The 18476-nt window shown below is 59.3% G+C and carries 12 protein-coding genes and 1 pseudogene; 9 read left to right on the top strand and 4 right to left on the bottom strand.

Annotated elements, in window-relative coordinates; all coding sequences use genetic code 11:
* Nucleotides 1-83 precede the first annotated feature (83 nt).
* Nucleotides 84-758: a response regulator transcription factor gene (locus DW899_RS02300; protein WP_117799870.1), complete on the top strand. Its 675-nt coding sequence runs from the start codon at nucleotides 84-86 to the stop codon at nucleotides 756-758.
* Nucleotides 755-1903: a HAMP domain-containing sensor histidine kinase gene (locus tag DW899_RS02295; protein WP_117799869.1), complete on the top strand. Its 1149-nt coding sequence runs from the start codon at nucleotides 755-757 to the stop codon at nucleotides 1901-1903. The genes DW899_RS02300 and DW899_RS02295 overlap by 4 nt, the downstream gene beginning before the upstream one ends.
* A gap of 116 nt (nucleotides 1904-2019) precedes the next feature.
* Here DW899_RS02295 and guaA read toward each other — a convergent pair whose 3' ends face one another.
* A complete protein-coding gene (gene guaA, locus DW899_RS02290; RefSeq protein WP_117799868.1) occupies nucleotides 2020-3000 on the bottom strand; it encodes a glutamine-hydrolyzing GMP synthase in 981 nt (326 codons plus the stop codon).
* Nucleotides 3001-3297: 297 nt separating this feature from the next.
* Between guaA and DW899_RS10635 the strand changes: the two genes are divergently transcribed.
* Both DW899_RS10635 and DW899_RS02280 read left to right on the top strand, forming a co-directional pair.
* Nucleotides 3298-4302, top strand: a complete 1005-nt coding sequence (locus tag DW899_RS10635; protein ID WP_199570245.1) for a helix-turn-helix transcriptional regulator — start codon at nucleotides 3298-3300, stop codon at nucleotides 4300-4302.
* 155 nt (nucleotides 4303-4457) lie between these two features.
* Nucleotides 4458-8846, top strand: coding sequence for a hypothetical protein (locus DW899_RS02280; protein ID WP_117799867.1), 4389 nt, complete (start codon nucleotides 4458-4460; stop codon nucleotides 8844-8846).
* 175 nt (nucleotides 8847-9021) lie between these two features.
* Here the strand turns inward: DW899_RS02280 and DW899_RS02275 are convergent, their stop codons facing one another.
* The gene (locus tag DW899_RS02275) at nucleotides 9022-9582 is read right to left on the bottom strand and encodes a sugar O-acetyltransferase (protein ID WP_117799866.1); all 561 of its coding nucleotides are present in this window, start codon (nucleotides 9580-9582) and stop codon (nucleotides 9022-9024) included.
* A 234-nt stretch (nucleotides 9583-9816) separates the two neighbouring features.
* On the opposite strand from DW899_RS02275, the gene DW899_RS02270 reads away from it, so the two are divergent.
* Both DW899_RS02270 and DW899_RS02265 read left to right on the top strand, forming a co-directional pair.
* Nucleotides 9817-11814: a type IIA DNA topoisomerase subunit B gene (locus tag DW899_RS02270; RefSeq protein WP_117799865.1), complete on the top strand. Its 1998-nt coding sequence runs from the start codon at nucleotides 9817-9819 to the stop codon at nucleotides 11812-11814.
* Nucleotides 11815-11859: 45 nt separating this feature from the next.
* The gene (locus tag DW899_RS02265) at nucleotides 11860-14100 is read left to right on the top strand and encodes a DNA gyrase subunit A (protein ID WP_117799864.1); all 2241 of its coding nucleotides are present in this window, start codon (nucleotides 11860-11862) and stop codon (nucleotides 14098-14100) included.
* Between the two features lie 99 nt (nucleotides 14101-14199).
* Here DW899_RS02265 and DW899_RS02260 read toward each other — a convergent pair whose 3' ends face one another.
* Together DW899_RS02260 and DW899_RS02255 are read right to left on the bottom strand one after the other, a co-directional pair.
* Nucleotides 14200-15489, bottom strand: a complete 1290-nt coding sequence (locus DW899_RS02260; protein ID WP_117583295.1) for an ATP-binding protein — start codon at nucleotides 15487-15489, stop codon at nucleotides 14200-14202.
* Between the two features lie 418 nt (nucleotides 15490-15907).
* Nucleotides 15908-16468 (bottom strand): TetR/AcrR family transcriptional regulator, encoded by a 561-nt coding sequence (locus tag DW899_RS02255; RefSeq protein WP_117799863.1) that lies wholly within the window; start codon nucleotides 16466-16468, stop codon nucleotides 15908-15910.
* A 143-nt stretch (nucleotides 16469-16611) separates the two neighbouring features.
* Between DW899_RS02255 and DW899_RS02250 the strand changes: the two genes are divergently transcribed.
* From DW899_RS02250 to DW899_RS02240, 3 genes and pseudogenes are all read left to right on the top strand, one after another.
* Entirely contained in the window at nucleotides 16612-17577 is a 966-nt protein-coding gene (locus DW899_RS02250) for a hypothetical protein (protein ID WP_199411147.1), read from the top strand.
* A gap of 87 nt (nucleotides 17578-17664) precedes the next feature.
* Complete coding sequence (locus DW899_RS02245; RefSeq protein WP_158566551.1) at nucleotides 17665-18279, top strand: hypothetical protein; 615 nt, start codon at nucleotides 17665-17667, stop codon at nucleotides 18277-18279.
* Nucleotides 18267-18476 (top strand): annotated as a pseudogene (locus DW899_RS02240) (hypothetical protein); the annotation flags it as partial. The gene DW899_RS02245 and the pseudogene DW899_RS02240, both read left to right, overlap by 13 nt.

Raw genomic sequence — 18476 nt, 5'->3', positions numbered from 1 at the left:
CACTCCTTTCGTTTCGCGACCCATTGGACCATACCGACTATAAAATCCGTGTTAAGCGTGAATGACTATGCAAGGAGAACGTTATGCGCATCTTGGTCGTCGAGGACGAGCGGGCGCTGTGCGATGCAATCGCGCACAGCTTGCGAAACTTGGCGTACAGCGTCGACTGCTGTCACGATGGACAGCAGGCCCTCGATCTGCTCGATATCGAGACCTTTGATCTTGTCGTACTCGACCTCAATCTCCCCCATGTCGACGGCATGACCGTGCTCAGGCAACTCAGAACAACCGATTGCGAGACCAAGGTGCTCGTGCTCTCGGCACGTGGCGAGGTCTCCGACAAGGTGGCGGGGCTCGATGCGGGCGCCAACGACTACCTCACCAAGCCATTCCATCTTGACGAGCTGGCGGCACGCATACGTAGCCTCACGCTCAGGCGCTTTACGCAAAGCGACGTTGTCCTGACCTGCGGACCGCTGAACTTTGACACTAAAGCACGCGCCGCCTCCGTAGGCGACGAGGTTCTATCCCTCACGCGCAAGGAGACCGGCATCTTGGAATACCTGATGCTTAACCAGGGGCGGCCGGTGAGCCAGGAAGAGCTTATCGAGCATGTATGGGATAGCAGCGTAAACAGCTTTAGCAACGCAACTCGCGTTCATATCTCGTCGCTGCGCAAAAAGCTGCGCGGCGCGTTGGGGCACGACCCCATCCGCAACCGAATCGGCGAAGGCTACGTTATGGAGGACGGCAAATGAAGCGGTTGTCGCTGCAGTGGCGCATCACGTTAATGACGGCCCTGCTGGTATGTTCGACCTGCGTACTTATGAATTGTCTGGTTGGTTACTCCGGCATGCGCTACATGGACTCGATTGGTGCAGAAGCGTCGGCGCACAGCAAGGTGGAGACCGCATCGCCCAGCTCATTTGACCCGGCAAGCAAAGAGCTCGATGACGAGCTGACCATCGTCGTGAGTGACGCCCAAGCATCGTTTAGCGCGACGAGCTGGTGCATAACCGCGGCGGTGACGCTGCTCGGTGGCGTGCTGGCCTACTTTGTGAGCGGACATGCGCTGCAGCCGTTGCGCTCCTTTGCGGCGCAAGTCGAGAGCGTGCGGCCCGACAACCTCGCCGACACAAAGATCAGCGAGGACGTGCCCTCTGAACTCAGGCGCTGCAGCGCGTCGTTTAACGACATGATTTCCCGCCTTGACGAGGGATTTTCCGCACAAAGACAGTTTACGGGCAATGCGGCGCACGAGCTGCGCACGCCACTTGCGCTCATGCAAGCCCAGGTTGAGCTGTTTTGCACCGAGCACCCCGACGCCGATGCGGATACAGCGAGCCTGCTCCGGCTGCTGCAGGAGCAGACCGAGCGAATGACGCACATGACAAAGACCCTGCTCGAGATGAGCGAGCTGCGCAGTGTTCCCTGCAACGACGCGATTGACTTGGCGCCGATGATCGAAGAAGTGCTCACCGACCTGGCGCCCCTTGCCGAGCAAAAAGACATCACGCTTGCAAGCGAGGGCGACGCGCAAGCAATCGGCAGCGACACGCTGATCTATCGGCTACTGTTCAACCTGGCTGAGAATGCCATACGCTACAGCGCGCCCAGCTCGACCGTGCAAATCAGCGCCCGTGCCGAAGGCGACCGCGTGCTGCTGCGTGTGCGTGACCAAGGGCCGGGCATTCCCGAGCAATACCAGACGAGCATCTTCCAGCCCTTCTTTCGCGTCGACAAATCGCGCAGCAGGGCATATGGCGGCGTGGGGCTGGGGCTTGCACTGGTCTGGGAGATTGCCGCACTCCACGGCGGCTCCATCGAGGTCGAAGAGAGCTCGGAGCGCGGAACGACCATGCTCGTGACTCTTCCCACTCGCGCACTCGGCTCATTAAAATAACGAACGGGATGGCACGCCGCGTGGCGTACCATCCCGCACATAATATCGAGGATGTGACAAAGGGACTGTCCCTTTGTCACATCTGCTAGTTCTCGTCGCCTACCAGCTGAGTTAGCTTACTCCCACTCGACCGTGCCAACGGGCTTCGGCGTGAGGTCGTAGCAAACGCGGCAAATACCGGGGACCTCGGCGGTCACGCGGGCGGTAATGTGCTTGAGCAGCGCCCAGTCAAGCTCGGGCACCTCAGCGGTCATGACGTCGACGGTGTTGATGCAGCGAATAATGCAGGGCCAGTCGTAGGCGCGCTTGCCCTCGCGCACACCGGTAGCGCGGAAATCGGGCACTACGGCAAAGTACTGCCAGATGGTCAGGCCGGCCTTGTCGATCTCTTCGCGCACGATGGCATCGGCCTCGCGCAGCGCCTCGAGACGGTCGCGGGTGATGGCGCCCAGGCAGCGGACGCCCAGGCCAGGACCGGGGAACGGCTGACGCTCAACCATGTTCTCGGGCAGGCCGAGCTCGCGGCCCACGACGCGCACCTCGTCCTTATACAGCAGCTTAACGGGCTCGCAGAGCTCAAACTGCAGGTCCTCGGGCAGGCCGCCAACGTTGTGGTGAGCCTTCACGCCGTCCTGCGACTCCAGAATGTCGGGGTAGATGGTGCCCTGGGCGAGGAAGCTGACCTCGTCGCCGACCCTGCGGGCCTCCTCCTCGAACACGCGGATAAACTCAGCGCCGATAATCTTACGCTTGGCTTCGGGCTCCTCGACGTCCACGAGCTTATCCAGGAAGCGATCGGTGGCGTCAACATAGATCAGGTTGGCGTCCATCTGGTTCTTAAAGACGTCGACGACCTGCTCGCTCTCGCCCTTGCGCATAAGGCCGTGATTCACATGCACACAGATAAGCTGCTTGCCGATAGCCTTGATGAGCAGGGCCGCGACAACGGAGCTGTCGACGCCGCCGGAAAGGGCCAGCAGGACCTTCTTGTCGCCGATCTGCTCGCGGATTGCAGCGACCTGCTCTTCGATGAACGCCTGGGCAAGTTCGGGAGTGGTGATACGCACCATATCGTCGGGACGCTTGTTGGGATCCATGCAGAGCTCCTTCTCGGTTCGATGGAAATGCGCCGCGTGTATGCAGACGCACCGTCATATGACCTCATTATATGCAGAGCGGAGTTCGTTTCCCATCGCTGCGACAGAGCTTTTTGCAGGGGTGGCAATTTTTCCTAATGTCGAGGTCAGCTAGGCTTCGGTAGCCACCTTGGGAGCATCGCCAATGGGCTCTTCCTTTATACGTTCGGCATAATCGTAGACGATACCCACAAATTCCAGTCCCGAGCAACAGGAGTACAATTGTTGCTATTGTTGCCAGCTGTTGGGAGATGGAAGATGGACTGCGATGGCTACCCATGCGTTCCCATGCCGTTGATGTGCACCGCCTTTGCGCCAGGGCAGATCGACGCTGCGGTTGCAGGCATTTCCGACCCCGATTCGCGCGCCATTGCCACGGCAGAAGCGCTGTACTTTCGCGGACAGGCCGCCCTCGCTGCCAAGACGGCGCGCCCCTATCTTGACGCCACCGATTCCGCGCTACGCTATTCCGCATGCTTTATCTGCGGATACGCCAGTCTGTCGCTCAACCGTATCGCCGACGCCCGCCGGTGCCTTGCTGGCATCCTCGATACGCCGGCCGGCGAGGAATCACCCGCCGTCCACGCCACGCATATCCTGTTCGCCTCGGCCGCGAGTGTCCTGCTGCACTTGCCTTCCCCGTATTCTGCCGAAGAGTTTTATCCACTTGCGGCGCATCTGCCCGAAGGCCTGCGCCTGTTCGCCAGCTACGTGATGGCGCACGCGTTGTATCTGCGCGGCGAATACGGCCGCAGCCTGGGCATGGCGGAAAACGCCCTGATTATGAAACAGGGAAGCTACCCCATCTCGGAGCTATTCCTGCACTTGTCGGCCTCGATGGCCTGTATGAGTCTCAAAGACGTCGACGCCGCAAAAGCGCACTTTGGCGCCGCTTGGGACATTGCGCGCCCCGACGGCCTTATCGAACTCATCGGCGAACACCATGGCCTTTTGCAGGGACTCATCGAGGCATGCCTAAAATCGCAATACCCCGACGATTTCGCACGCATCATCGAGATTACGTATCGATTCAGCTACGGCTGGCGGCGCATCCACAACCCCGATTCGGGCGAGGACGTTGCCGACGATTTAACGACCACAGAGTTCACCATGGCCATGCTCGCCTGCCGCGGATGGACCAACGCCGAAATCGCACGCCATATGGGAGTATCGCCGGGCACCGTCAAAAACCGCCTATCCGGCGTATACGCAAAGCTTGGCATCGGCACACGCGCCGAGCTGGTCGCACACATGTTGCGTTAGCGACCGGGCTGCCAAGCGCATCGAACGCGTTCCGGAACCCGGCGCTTCGCTCGAACAATTTGGACATTTTGACCCTTGAACGGCACTACCACCACGAAGCGCCTTCTCGCAAAATTGGATTATTTCCACCGATATTTGCGGGATGGGAGCCCAAGATGCTTGATCGCCGTTCGTTACTTGTTGCCGGAGCGTCCTCGCTGGCGAGCATTATGTTGCCGCGCGTGCCGGGAAGCGCAAACGCCTTCATATTGCCGTTCGCGCCCACCGAAGCCCATGCCGACGAAAAAGACCCCTTCAGGGTGCTCGTTCTCTCGCGCACCATGTTTGGTGTGGTCGTGGTCGACGTCGCCAACAAGAATACGCCCATCGCGGGTGCCCAGGTCACGCTCACATCGCGCTATGCCGCAGGCAAGCAGCTCACCGCCACGACCGATGACGAAGGCACGGCCATCTTTGAGATCGCGCCGCTTTCGGAAGGCTACGTGGACGAGGTAACGCTTCTCGACGCGTACGACTTTAACGGCGGTATCTCCATCAGCATGAAAGGCTACCGCGATGTCGAGATTCCCCTCGCTCGCATTCTGGGCGGTACTGCCATTACCGCTCCCACGCGTCCACTCTCCGATGGTCAGCCGTACTTTCGCAAGCTCACGTTTGACGAATGGGACATCCAGTACGCTGAAGCCACGTTCATGGCACTGCCGAAGGACGACACGGCAAACGAGCAGCCCGACACGCACACCTTCACTGTACAGGCTCATCTGCCGCAGGGTGGGCAGGCAACGCTGCGCATTAACAAAGTGACGCCTGCCGCGGGCAGCTCACCCGAAACCGTCACGCAGATCGGCCAGATCAAGGCCAGTGCATCGGGTGCGAATAATCTGGCAACGTTCACGCTCGAAGATAAGTTCCTCGATGCGGCATCGGGCCTTCTGGAAGAAGGGTGCAAGCTGCGCTTTGTCCTCGACTATCAGGGCAAAACCTACACGCTCTCCTCCCCCATGGCCGTTGTCACCGCGCCGGCCGCAAAGGCGGAATCGGGCTCGACCACCATCATTCCCACCACCATGGACCAAGGGGTCACTCCGTTTGATTTCCCCGCATCGTTTCCCGGCATCGGTGGTAATAAGTTCACGTGTTGGATGCCCACATTTCCAATCCTCTTCGATTTCTCGTTTGCTGGATACGTGCTGTTTGGCGGAGGATACAAACCAGCCAGCTATATGAACGATTCGGGCAATCCTGATCCGGAGTACTGGAAGAAGTCACCGCGTGAGTCGGGCGCCAAGCAGGCAAACCGCTACCTCGATGAGATGGAGGGGAAGTGGAATCAGTACAAGAGTATGAGTGCCGGTTCGGGTACCGATCCAAGAAACACCAAGCTCCTTCGCCACCATTGCACGCTGCTGTTCACGATGGATATCGCCACGCAGCTGTACGGCTCGCTCGCCTACGATTGGGTGGGCAAAACCTGGGGCAACAACAACGACCCCGCATACGGCAATATTAAGGCCCTCTTCCAGGTAAGAACCGACCTCAATTGGACCGAGCAGTTTACCCTAGGACCGGTGCCGTTTTTCCTAAACGTCAACCCCTGGGTGCTGGCGAAGCTGGCGCTCGCCGTAGGTGCCCACACGCACGGCAGCGGCGCGGCATTTTTTAAAAACATTTCGCTCGACTATTCAAACACGTCGGGCTCGTTCACCATCCAGATCGGACTTGCCGTCACCTTTGGAGCCGGCGTTGCAGGCGTCGCTTCGTCCGCCGTGCGCGGCGCCGCATCCCTCACGCTGTTCATTGGGTACGAGAAGGCAGATGGACACCAGCTTCCGCGACTGCGCGTAGGTGCAGACGTCGATGTCGACGTGATACTCCAGTTCGTGATGTTCAAGTGGACCACCAAGGCCTGGTCGGGGTCGTGGCCCACACTCGCCGATTCGTGGAATATGTCAGTGAACAATGGCGACCAGTATGTACTCCAGCGCTCTGAGCTGGCCTTGGGTGGAGATACGCCTTATACGCTGGATGCCCGCTTCGGCACGCCCGGCAACATCGAGGCGGGCGGCGTGCCGCAATTTATCGCATCGGCCACCATCGTCACCAACGCCGAGCTACTCGCACGCGCCGAGGTTAAGGCCACTGCCGTAAACGTCGCGCCTGTCGTGCGCGATTGGGATCAAGCGGTCACGCGCATTGAGCTCGAGGCGGATGCAGAAAGCGACGACACGGGACAGGTTGAGCATTTCGTCCACGCACTGATGGAAAACGACGAAAACGCCGCGCCGATGTACGAGTACACCTACATCGGTCAGGCAACGAACGCCGTTGCGGACCCCAACGCCAATTCTGCCGGCGTGTCGGAGGACGAGCGTGGCGGCATCAAGCCCTCGAGCGACAACGTGCTGTTTTCCGGCGTGCTCAGCGAAGCTCACATGAAGCTGGCAATGATTGCCGGCGTAGAATGCCTGTTCCGTATCGCCTCGGTGCGCTACGGCGACAATGGCCGCTCGCGCCTGGTGGTGCACACAAAGGCAAACGGCACGTGGTCTGCCCCCACGCCCGTGGACTTCCCCCTTGGGTTTGGCGAGGGCGACGTGGAGCGCGACGGCATATACGATTACGACTTCGACGTGGTGGAATACACGGACGGAAGAGGAAACCAGGACGCCTACGTGCTGCTGGTCTCGGGCGAGCGCCCCGACGGCGACAACACCCTTTTCGATACGGCAAGCACAGCCGGCATACTGTCCGTTGTGCGCCTGCGCATAAGCAACGGCGGAGTTCGCGTGATGTCGCACACGTCGTGGCGCAGCATCTCGCGCGGCCGCCTGCAAGAGGATGGCTACCATTGCCTGCAGTGCCCGCGCATCACGGTGGGCAAGACGCTGGTCGACGGACGCCTGTCGGGTGCTTACCTTCACCGCCGCGGAGCCACCGCAGAAAAGGCGCTCGGCAGCGAAGCTGTGGTTGCGCTGGAGTGCTTTACCCTGTGGTCGGACGTTTCGGACGACAGCCTGACGTTCCGTCAGGTCCTCCGCTTTCCGCAAGCACCGTCGAGTATCGAGCTGGGCGAGCCCGAGAATATCAACGGCAAAATGGTGGTGCCCGTTGCGTACGAGACCGCAGACGGTTGCGGCTGCGCATCGTACGCCGTGATCGGCCAGTCCATTGCAGGCTGGGGCGTTATGTCACCAGACGCCACGGTACCCCGTGCGGTGCCGTGGCCACAACATTCGGGCTTTTTGGCAACCGTCAACGAGCAACTGCAGCATATTACTTGGACGCGAGGCGCATCGGCATTTGCAACGCAGCCTGTGGGTGCCGCAGGCTGTGGCCCGGCATCGTTTAGCGTAAGCAACAACGGCAGATGCGTGCTCTATGTAGAGAACACCGACGGCAAGGTGGGACAAACCTACGACGAAGAAGGCAACCCGGTAGCAGTGATGGGCAAGCACTTCCGCATCTTCGCCAGCACCTTGGCAGGCGATCTTTTCACGGAACCGTTCGATCTTTTCACGGAACCGTTCGTGATGTGCGAGCTGGACCATCCCGTCGATCAGATAACGACATTTTTGACGTCGGGAGGCATGCTCTCCGCGCTCGCCACGCACATTGTGAGCGCGGAGAAGAGCGAGGCAGAGCTGCACGGCATCGAAGTGCCCTTGGTGGCGTGTGCCACTCCGACGGGCGCGGTCGCTACCTCGGGCGCAGTGGTTCCCGGAGCAGCAGGCGAATCCTTCATGGTCACGGTGCGAAACGACGGCAACACCTTGCTGACCGCCGGCACGATCGATCTGTACCGAGAGGGCTCCAGCCAGCCGTTCTCCAGCGCATCCATCGGATTCGGAGCGAACGCACGCATGGCTTCGATCTACGATCCAGAGCTTGCCGAGGACGCTTCGGCCAACGACATAGCACACGTGAAGTACGCGCTCGAGACGCTGGACGCACGTTTTGCAACGCACCCGCTGGTTGCCGACAACGGCAACGCCGTGCTGGCACCGGGCTGCACGGCACAATTCCGCATGAGCTTTGCCATCCCGGAGAGCTGGGGCGACGAGGTGGGCAAACGCGTCACGCTGCATGCGAAGGCGCGTGACCTGGTGGCGCTCGATCCCGTAACGCTCAAGGAAATTCGACCGGGCGCAAACTCGGCGCTGGGTGCCGTATTGCACGAGCTTCATGTGCCCGACGCGGCATGCGAACGCTCAGAAGTTCAGGTCGGCGTATGCGACAGCGCGGATACGACAGGACTTCACGACGCCCCGATGACAGCAGACGGCGATGGTGGCTCGAGTGGCGGCGGTACCGATGAGGACGGCGGCTCCGGCGGAAGCAGCTCCGGCAGTGGCAAGGACCACGGCAATAACAAGCGCTTCGGAAAAGCGGGCGCGCTTGCAGGCACGGGCGATGTCAATGCTCCCCTTACGGCAGCCGCTGCAGCACTCGCCGCGGCAGGCGCCGGCCTCGTCGCCTACAGCGCCCGCCGCACGGCGCTCGAAACCGACACCGCCAATGAGGCCAAATCGGATAGGCCTCGCTAGCTCCTAGTTGCTTTTGTGAGAGACGCCGACTCGGCTCATCGAACATCAAAATGGGCTGGTTCTGGATGCCCAGAGCCGGCCCATTACGCATTAGATATCGTCAGAGGAGTCGAGCTCGGCTTCCTCGCCCCGCATTCCACCGAGGACAGTGGGGCACTATCGTTTAAGGGCTTCGTTATTGCTCGATGGCCTTCTTGACGACTGCAGGGACGCCTGCCGCCACCACATTATCCGGAAGGTCTTCCGTCACGACGCTGCCCGCGGCAATAACGCAACCACTGCCGATGGTAACCCCCTGCAGCACGGACACGTTCGCGCCAAACCAGCAGTTATCGCCGACAACGATGGGCAGAGCCTTCTCGAGACCCAAGTTGCGGTCCTTTGCCTTTAGGGGGTGCGAAGCGGTGTAGAAGCCACAAAACGGCCCGATAAACACGTTGTCACCAAAGGTAATGGAGCCACCGTCCATAAAGTAGCAGCCATGGTTTACAAAGCAGCCCTTACCAAAGCTCGTCTTGCTCCCGTAGTCAAAGTAAACAGGAGAGAGGACCGTCAGCCCTTGCGGAAGATCGGTATCGAGCAAGGATTTCAGAGCGTCAAGCTGCGCGTTGCCGCCGGGTTTTGCCATATTAAAGTCATGGCAGAGCGCCTCCGCCTTCGCGCGTTGCGCCAGGAGCTCCTCGTCAAAGTTGGCATCATGCCACTCCCCGCGCTCCATCTTCTCTTTCTCGGTCATTGCGCCCCCTCAAACAACATGCAGTCTTGATGCGGCAATTCTACCAGCCGGTAAGCCACGGTTTTAACACGAGCACCACACCGCGCAGGGAATGACCGCAGAAGCCAAAGGTGCCCGACTCCGAACGCGCGTTCGATGGAATTCGTGTTAGGTAGAATCGTCCGAGGCCTGGGCTATGCTACCTTGACTATCTATATGACTTAAACGCAGCAAAGGAGCACCGAGAGAGCGAGTATGGCAAAAAACACCGCAAACTATGGTAACGACAGTATCCGCCAGCTCAAGGACGAGGAGCGCGTACGCCTGCGCCCCGCCGTCATCTTTGGCTCGGACGGACTCGACGGTTGCGCGCATGCCGCCTTCGAGATCCTGTCCAACGCCGTTGACGAGGCACGCCAGGGCTACGGCAAGCTCATCACCCTTACCGCCTTTCGCGATGGCTCTATCCAGGTAGAGGACAACGGCCGTGGCTGCCCGCTCGACTGGAATCCCTCCGAGAAGCGCTTTAACTGGGAACTCGTCTTTTGCGAGCTCTACGCCGGCGGCAAGTACAACAACAACCAGGGCGGCGACTACGACTTCTCGCTCGGCACCAACGGTCTGGGCTCGTGCGCGACCCAGTACGCCTCCGAATACATGGACGTCACGGTTTGGCGCGACGGCAACAAGTACTCTCTGCACTTTAAGAAGGGCAAGGTCGTCGGCGCTAAAAAGAAGGCACTCGAGATTGAGCCCAGCGACGAGGACCGTACCGGCACCACCATCAAGTGGCGCCCCGACCTTGAGGTCTTTACCTCGATTAGCATCCCTCACGACTGGTATCGCGAGACCATGCGCCGCCAGGCCGTGGTCAACGCCAACGTGACCTTCCGCCTGCGCATTGAGGGTGACAATGGCGAGTTTTCCGAAGAGGATTTTTGCTATCCCAAGGGCATCGAGGACTACGTGCTCGAGAAGGTCGGTACCGACTACCTTACCGAGCCCTTTTTTATCGAGGCCGACCGTCGCGGTCGCGATCGCGAGGACCTGCCCGATTACAACGTAAAAATCACTGCTTGTATGTGCTTCTCGCGCACTTTCATGATGCAGGAGTACTACCACAACTCGTCGTGGCTCGAGAACGGCGGTTCGCCCGAGAAGGCGGCCCGCAGTGCTCTGACCAGCGCCATCGACGCCTACATCAAGCAACAGGGCAAGTACAACAAAAACGAGAGCGGCATCAAATGGCAGGACGTCCAGGACTGCTTGGTGCTGGTGACCAACTGCTTCTCCACCCAGACGTCCTACGAAAACCAGACTAAGAAGGCCATCAACAACCGCTTTATCCAGCAGGCCATGACGGCATTCTTCAAGGAGCGCCTCTCGACCTACTTGATCGAGAACAAAGACGCCGCCAACAAGATCATGGAGCAGGTGCTCATCAACAAGCGCTCGCGCGAGAACGCCGAGAAGACGCGTCAGAGCATCAAGGCCAACCTACAGCAGAAGACCGACATGGCCAACCGCGTGCAGAAGTTCATCGACTGCCGCTCCAAGGACAAGAGCCGCCGCGAGATCTACATCGTAGAGGGCGACTCGGCAGCAGGCGCCATTCGCACCTCGCGCGATGCCGAGTTCCAGGGTGTCATGCCCGTCCGAGGCAAAATCCTCAACTGCCTGAAGGAGGACTATCCGCGCATCTTTAAGTCCGACATCATCATGGACCTTATGCGCGTGCTGGGCTGCGGTGTGGAGATCAAGGACAAGCGCATCAAGAACCTGGGTGCCTTTGACCTGGACAACCTCAACTGGAACAAGGTCATCATCTGTACGGACGCCGACGTCGACGGTTATCACATCCGTACGCTCGTGCTCACCATGCTCTACCGCCTGGTGCCCACACTTATCGACGAGGGTTACGTGTATATCGCCGAGTCGCCGCTCTACGAGATCAACTGCAAAGAAAAGACCTACTTTGCCTACACCGAGCTCGAGAAGAACGGCATCCTCAAAGAGATCGGCGACCAAAAGTGTTCCATCAACCGCTCCAAGGGTCTTGGTGAGAACGACCCGGACATGATGTGGCTTACCACCATGAACCCCGAGACGCGCCGCCTGATCAAGGTGGAACCCGAGGACGTCACCAAGATGGAGACCATGTTCAACCTGTTGCTGGGCAACGACGAGGCGGGCCGCAAGCGCCATATCTCGGAGCACGGCAAGGAATACCTGGACCAGCTGGACCTGCAATAGCAGCAAATCGATAACGACGGCCCATAAGAAGTTCAAGAGGATATCGTGGCAAAGAAAAAGACGAAGAACCAGCCAAAGAAAAAGCAGGTCAACGCCGAGAACGTCATCGGCCTGCACTCCGAGGTCACCGACCAGCCGATCACGCAGACGCTCGAGGTCAACTACATGCCCTACGCCATGAGCGTCAACGTCTCGCGTGCGTTCCCCGAGATTGACGGCTTTAAGCCCTCACACCGCAAGCTGCTCTACACCATGTACAAGATGGGCTTGCTCAAGGGCGAGCGCCAGAAGAGCGCCAACATCGTCGGCCAGACCATGAAGCTCAACCCGCACGGCGACGCCGCGATCTATGAGACGATGGTGCGCCTGGCCACGGGCAACGAGGCGCTGCTTGCTCCTTTCGTGGAGTCGAAGGGCAACTTTGGCAAGTACTATTCGGGCGACCTGAGCTACGCCGCCTCGCGTTATACCGAGGCCAAGCTCTCCCCCATCAGCGCCGAGATCTTCAAAGACATCGACAAGGACCCGGTCGACTTCGTTGACAGCTACGACGGTGCCATGAAGGAGCCACGCCTGCTGCCCACCACGTTCCCCAACATCCTCGTCTCGGCCAACAAGGGCATCGGCGTCGCCATGGCATCCGATATCTGCGGTTTCAACCTCAACGAGGTCTGCACCGCCACGATGCACTACCTGAAGGACCCCGACTGCGATCTGCTCGAGTACATGCCCATGCCCGATTTCTCGACCGGCGGCGAGATTATCTACCGCCGCGAGGAGATGGAGAAGATCATCGAGACCGGTCTTGGCAGCTTCCAGATTCGCTCCCGCTGGCGCTGGATTCCCGAAGAGCGCATCATCGAGGTGTATGAGATCCCCTACACCACCAAGACCGATGTCATCATCGAGCGCATCGTCAAGCTCTCCAAGGAGGGCAAGGTCAAAGAGATCGCTGACATCCGCGACGAGACCGACCTCTCGGGCTTGCGCATCGCCATCGACCTTAAGCGCGGCGTCGACCCCGACAAGCTCATGGCCAAGCTCTATCGCTCGACCACGCTGCAGGACTCGTTCTCGTGCAACTTCAACGTGCTCGTCGACGGCTATCCCCGTGTTATGGGCGTGCGCCAGATCCTGCGCGAGTGGGTCAAGTGGCGTATTGAGTCCACGCGTCGCCGCATTAACTTTGACCTGGGCAAAAAGTCCGAGCGCCTGCACCTGCTGCACGGCCTTGAGGCGATCCTGCTCGACATCGACAAGGCGATCGCCATCATCCGCGGCACCAAACTCGAGGCCGAGGTCGTGCCCAACCTTATGAAGGGCTTCGACATCGACGAGACCCAGGCCGAGTTTGTCGCCGAGCTCAAGCTCCGCAACATCAACGAGGAGTACATCCTCAACCGCACCAAGGACATCGCTAAGCTCGAGGGTGAGATTGCCGAGCTTGAGGAGATCCTTTCGAGCGAAGAGAACATCAAGAAGGTCATCAGCGACGAGCTGGCCGCGGTCAACAAGAAGTACGTGATGCCGCGCCGCACGGGCAGGATCGAGCCCCATGAGGTTATCGAGGTAAGCTTGGAGCCCGAGGTCGAGGAGTACCCGGTTACGATCATGCTCTCGCGCGATGGCTACCTCAAGAAGATGACGGACCGCGTGCTCAAGAAGGCGACCACGCTCAAGTACAAGGACGGCGACAAACCCTTTATCGAGTTCCCGTCCTCCAACACCCACGAGCTGCTGGTCTTTACCAACAAGAGCCAGGTGTACAAGTGCAAGGTCACGGCGTTTGAGGACACCAAGTCGGCACAGCTGGGCTCGTACCTGCCGACCGATCTTGAGATGGAACCCGACGAGAACGTCATCTGGGTCATCGACCCCGAGGACTACAAGGCCGACGTGCTGTTCGTCTTTGAGAACGGCCGCGTGGTGCGTGTCGCGCTTGCCGGATACGTTACCAAGACCAACCGCAAGCGCCTCAAAAACGCCATCTATGGTGGCAGCAAGCTGCTGTATGCCCAGGTGCTCAAGGAAGATCGCGACATCGCGCTGGTCTCGAGCGACTACCGTCTGATGAACTTCAACACGTCGCTGCTCAAGACCAAGACGACCACCAACACGCAGGGCGTCCAGGCCTTTACGGCCAAGAAGGGCCGCTCGGTCACCACCGTCGGCACGACCGAGGAAATCCTTGGCGCCGGCGTCTCGGCCGAGAAGTTCACCGCGCAGAGCCTGCCCTCCGCCGGCGCCCTCATGAAGGAAAATGACATGCCGAGTTTGTTTGACTAAAACAACGGCGACTAAACCGTCATGGTTTTACAAAGCAGCGGGGCCCGGAGCGCAGTAAACGCTGCGCCCCGGGCCCCATGCATTACACCAGCATCATCCCTATAGACAAAATGCCGCATAAAGCGGAACAGACATAAGCCCATCATTCATTCCAAAGGGCTTAGTCGATAGCCTGATAAGGCGCACGCCCGGATGGGTCTTTTTAAGTGAGGACAGACTTCGAGATCTTGTGTTCTCCCCCGCCTTGACTTCAATCGCAGACAAGCATCCCTGCTTCTCTACTACAAAGTCGATTTCCGCACGATTATCTCGCGCCCAATAATGCAGTGGATAACCCATGGCTGAAAGCTGTTGGGCAACGTAGTTTTCGGTAAGTGCACCCATGAATGTGCCGCCGATACCGGCAAGAATATCGGCGCGTTGAGCACCGGCCTTGGAGACCAGCAGCCCTGTATCCGCCTGATAGATTTTAAAAGCAGAAGGGTTAACGAAGGCCTCTAAAGGGCTTTCGATCTGCCCGACTAGGCTGCAGCGCGCCACCGTACCCGACAATACAAGCCAATCGAGAGCATCTCCAAAGAGAGACGCATTGCCCCCCGCTCGCACTACCTTGTATTGAAATTTGCGATTCTCTTTGGCAAGCTGCTGTGGAATGGAATCGAAGCACGCACGCGTCTTTGCGCTCAAGCGTTCATCAGCATATTTATTGGTGTCGGCGGAATATCCGTCGAGAATAATCCGATGCTTTTCGGCCACATCAATGATTGACTGATCATCGATATACGTTTGGACCGCCTCGGGCATTCCGCCAACAACAAGATACTGTCGATAGAGCCTAAGCGCCTTTTCATGAAGGCTTGGCGCAAGAGGACCCATTAACTCGAATGACGAGCGTATCTCATCGACCAGCTGATCGTGCCCCATTGCCCAGAGAAACTCCTCGAAATCGAGTGGAGTCATCTCGATCAAGTCGGTCTTTCCGACGGGGAACGAATACGACTGATGGTTAATGGCAACCCCAAGAAGCGACCCGGCAGCCGCAACGTAATACTCGGGAGCATCTTCGCAAAAGTATTTAAGGGAAGTGAGCGCTTCCTCGCATGCCTGGATCTCGTCAATGAACAGTAAGGTTTTGCCAGGCACGATACGCTGTCCCGTACGAGCCTCGATCGCGCGCACAATCGAATGAGGGTCAAGACCGCCCGAAAAATCCGCTCGCGCCGACCGGTCGTTCTCAAGATTAACGTAGACAACCGATTCGAAAAGATCCTGGGCGTACGTTCTGAGCAAATAGGTCTTGCCACACTGGCGCACGCCTTTGACCAGCAAAGGTTTTCTATCAGCTCTGTCTCGCCATTCCCTAAGTAGCTCGTCTGCCTTGCGACGCATACGCAACCTTCCCTCATTAACTTCTGTTTGACAATATTTTAACGCGGATTAATTTGTTTTCAGTTATTTTTCTGCGTTTAAAAATTGTTCTATACGGCACTTGAGGGAATGCGCCCCTATTCATGTACTCGCGCTACATTCGATTGCACGAGACACCAGCGAAAGGGACCCAATGCAGAACGATAAAAACGGCATTGCACAGCTCACCCCGGAGCAGATCACGCTCTTCAACGCCATGTTCGGTATGCAGAGCTAGCCAAAATGGATGCAAGCGGTGGCTGACGGAATTGTCCGCGGGAGCATCAACGCATGGCAATCAGCACTCCTCTTGGTAAGGGCAGCAAGCATTTCCGCTAGTGCTGATTGCCATGCAATCTTCTTGTTCATAGCTGCGCCGCCTGCCTGAAATGACCCGCAGTCAAGATGAACTGCAGGAATCATGGCGAGTCGTAACCGCTCGCAAGCCTCCTTCGGAATAGGTGCTGAGCAGTTCCTGGGCATGGGTGAACTCGGGTCCCCGCCTCCAACCGAGCAGGCGGTTGACCGCGAGATTTCCCTGGACGTTGTGGACGAAGAGCAGATAGGCGTCCTCGCGCGAAAGCCCAGTCTCCTCCATGATCGAGGGAACCATCTGCTCGGCGCCGCGCTCGACGACGCGCTGTGCCACCCGGGCGTACGCGTCGTCATCCGAGTAGAGCAGATAATAGTCATCGTTTGCCGGCGGACGCTGGCAGAGGGCGCCCGCCTCCGTTCCCTCGAGCGGCGGCACCGCCGCCAAGGCCTCGTCGATAAGCGCGTCGAGCAGGGCGAACTTGTCCTCGTAGTGCAGATAGAACGTGCCACGGTTGATATCGGCGCGTCGGCAGATATCCGCTACCGTCATCTTCGCGAAGCCGACCTCGGCCAGCAGCGCGAAGAACGCCTCCCGTATGACCGAGAGTGTATAGCGTCGGCGACGATCGATCTTCCCCGCTTCCATTACCCCTCCAATTGCAACGCTCGACAATGCCCGGCAAACGCTCGTTTATCGACAGCAGGCCGAAGCTGTTCATTGCTCTTAAGCAAATCGACATGGATACTTTTTATAGACACCTGTTTATAATAGCTGAAAGAAGGTATCCAGTGACCCTGTACGAGCAGCTCGTTATCGAGCTCACCAACCAATCGTTTTCCCTTCAGGCCGCCTACCGCAGCGGCGGCACGCCCTATGAGCTGAGTGACCGCGAGCCCGAGCCCTACGACCAGCAAATCAGGGACTTCGCCCGCATGATCGAGGAAGCCGATTGCGTGCTGGTGGGCGGGGCCTCTGGGCTCTCCGCGGCGGGCGGCGGCGACTTCTATTACGAGGACAACGCAACCTATCGCAGGCATTTCGGCAAATTCGCCGAGCGTTACGGTTTCAAGGGCGCTTTCGAGGGGTCGTTCTACCGCTGGCCCACCGCCGAGGCGCGCTGGGGATACCTCGCCACCTTCCTCGACACCACGCTCAACGCCCCGCTGCGCAAGCCCTACAAGGACCTCGACGCCATTCTCGCCGAGAAGGATTTCTTCGTGCTCACCACCAACCAGGACACGCAGTTTGTGAAGCTCTACCCCTGGGAGAAGGTGGCAGAGATCCAAGGCGACCACCGCTTCTTTCAGTGCTCCCGCTGTTGCACCGACGCGGTGTGGGATGCGGTCGAGCCGGTCTCCAACATGGTAGAGGCCATGGGAGACGGCCTTGAGGTTCCGACAGAGCTCGTGCCGCGCTGCCCGCACTGCGGGGCAGAGGCGTTCCCCTGGGTTCGCGGCTACGGCAACTTCCTGCAGGGCGAGCTCTACGAGGAGCAGTACCACAAGGTGTCCGACTGGCTCGACGCGCACGCGCGGCAGAGGATCCTTTTCCTCGAGCTGGGCGTGGGCCGCATGACGCCCGCGTTTATCCAGGAGCCGTTCTGGGCCCTCACGGCGCAGTTGTCGCAGGCTAGCTACATCGCCGTGAACAACAGGACGCAGTTTCTCCCCCGCGCGATCGAGGATTGGGGGCTCGCCGTTCGCGCCGACATCGCCGACGTGCTCGCCGACGTGCGCAAGACGCTGGGGAGGTAGCACATGGAAACGGTGAAAGCAGTTCGCATAGGCAGGGCGCTAGCCGAGGCGGATCTTGTCATCATCGGCGCCAGCAACGGGCTGGACATGGCAGAGGGGCTCAACCTCTTCTGCGCCGATGCTCATTTCCGAGAGGCGTACGGCGACCTCGCTCAGGCCGACGGCATCGGCTGCATACTGCAGGGGCTCGCCTCCCCGGATGCCAGCGTGCGAAGCCGATGGGTCGAGCGGTTCCATCAAAAGGAGTATGTCGAGTATGAGCCCAGCCCGCTCATGAACGGGCTGCGGCGTCTTACAGAGCACGCTGACACCTTCGTGATCACGTGCAATATCGACGGGCACTTCGTACGCGCAGGGTTCAACGAGAACCGCGTGCTCGAGACGGAGGGGAGCATACGCACGTCGATCGACGAGCGGCGTCTCGCCCATCCAGACGCCCTCGCCACGGCCCAGCTCGAGGAGCTCGAGCGCCTTGTGCAAGCCCATCGCAACGGCAGGGTCGCCATCCTCGAACTTGGCGTGGGACTGCGCAACGGCATCATAAAGCACATGCTCGCCCAGATCGCGAACGTCTGCGAGCACGCCACCTACATCGTGTTCAACTACAGCCAGGCCATGGCGCCCGACGCCTCGTGCGAGACGATTCTCGTTGACGGCGATATGACCCCGGCCTTCGAGGAGATCGCCCGATGCCACCCCTAGAAAGAGAAGCGCGTAGGCTTCGAAGCCTTATCGACGATGCCGACGCCATCATCGTCGGCATCGGCTCGGGCATGTCGAGCGCCGCCGGGTTCAACCATTACAACCGCGCGGGCATGGCGCGCGCAGGAATGGCGGACTGGCAGCAAGCCTTTGGCTTCAAGAGCCTTTTCGACGGCTTCTACCACCTCTACCCCAGC

The sequence above is a fragment of the Collinsella sp. AM41-2BH genome, assembly GCF_003468085.1.
Classification (GTDB): Bacteria; Actinomycetota; Coriobacteriia; order Coriobacteriales; family Coriobacteriaceae; genus Collinsella.
Note: the sequence above shows the minus strand (reverse complement) of the source record. Positions and strands in the feature narration are given on the sequence as shown.

Excerpts from the sequence above, each read along its gene's own strand:
- DW899_RS02300 (WP_117799870.1), top strand. The coding sequence starts at position 84 with ATGCGCATCTTGGTCGTCGAGGACGAGCGGGCGCTGTGCGATGCAATC.
- DW899_RS02295 (WP_117799869.1), top strand. The coding sequence starts at position 755 with ATGAAGCGGTTGTCGCTGCAGTGGCGCATCACGTTAATGACGGCCCTG.
- guaA (WP_117799868.1), bottom strand. The coding sequence starts at position 3,000 with ATGGATCCCAACAAGCGTCCCGACGATATGGTGCGTATCACCACTCCC.
- DW899_RS10635 (WP_199570245.1), top strand. The coding sequence starts at position 3,298 with ATGGACTGCGATGGCTACCCATGCGTTCCCATGCCGTTGATGTGCACC.
- DW899_RS02280 (WP_117799867.1), top strand. The coding sequence starts at position 4,458 with ATGCTTGATCGCCGTTCGTTACTTGTTGCCGGAGCGTCCTCGCTGGCG.
- DW899_RS02275 (WP_117799866.1), bottom strand. The coding sequence starts at position 9,582 with ATGACCGAGAAAGAGAAGATGGAGCGCGGGGAGTGGCATGATGCCAAC.
- DW899_RS02270 (WP_117799865.1), top strand. The coding sequence starts at position 9,817 with ATGGCAAAAAACACCGCAAACTATGGTAACGACAGTATCCGCCAGCTC.
- DW899_RS02260 (WP_117583295.1), bottom strand. The coding sequence starts at position 15,489 with ATGCGTCGCAAGGCAGACGAGCTACTTAGGGAATGGCGAGACAGAGCT.
- DW899_RS02255 (WP_117799863.1), bottom strand. The coding sequence starts at position 16,468 with ATGGAAGCGGGGAAGATCGATCGTCGCCGACGCTATACACTCTCGGTC.
- DW899_RS02245 (WP_158566551.1), top strand. The coding sequence starts at position 17,665 with ATGGCAGAGGGGCTCAACCTCTTCTGCGCCGATGCTCATTTCCGAGAG.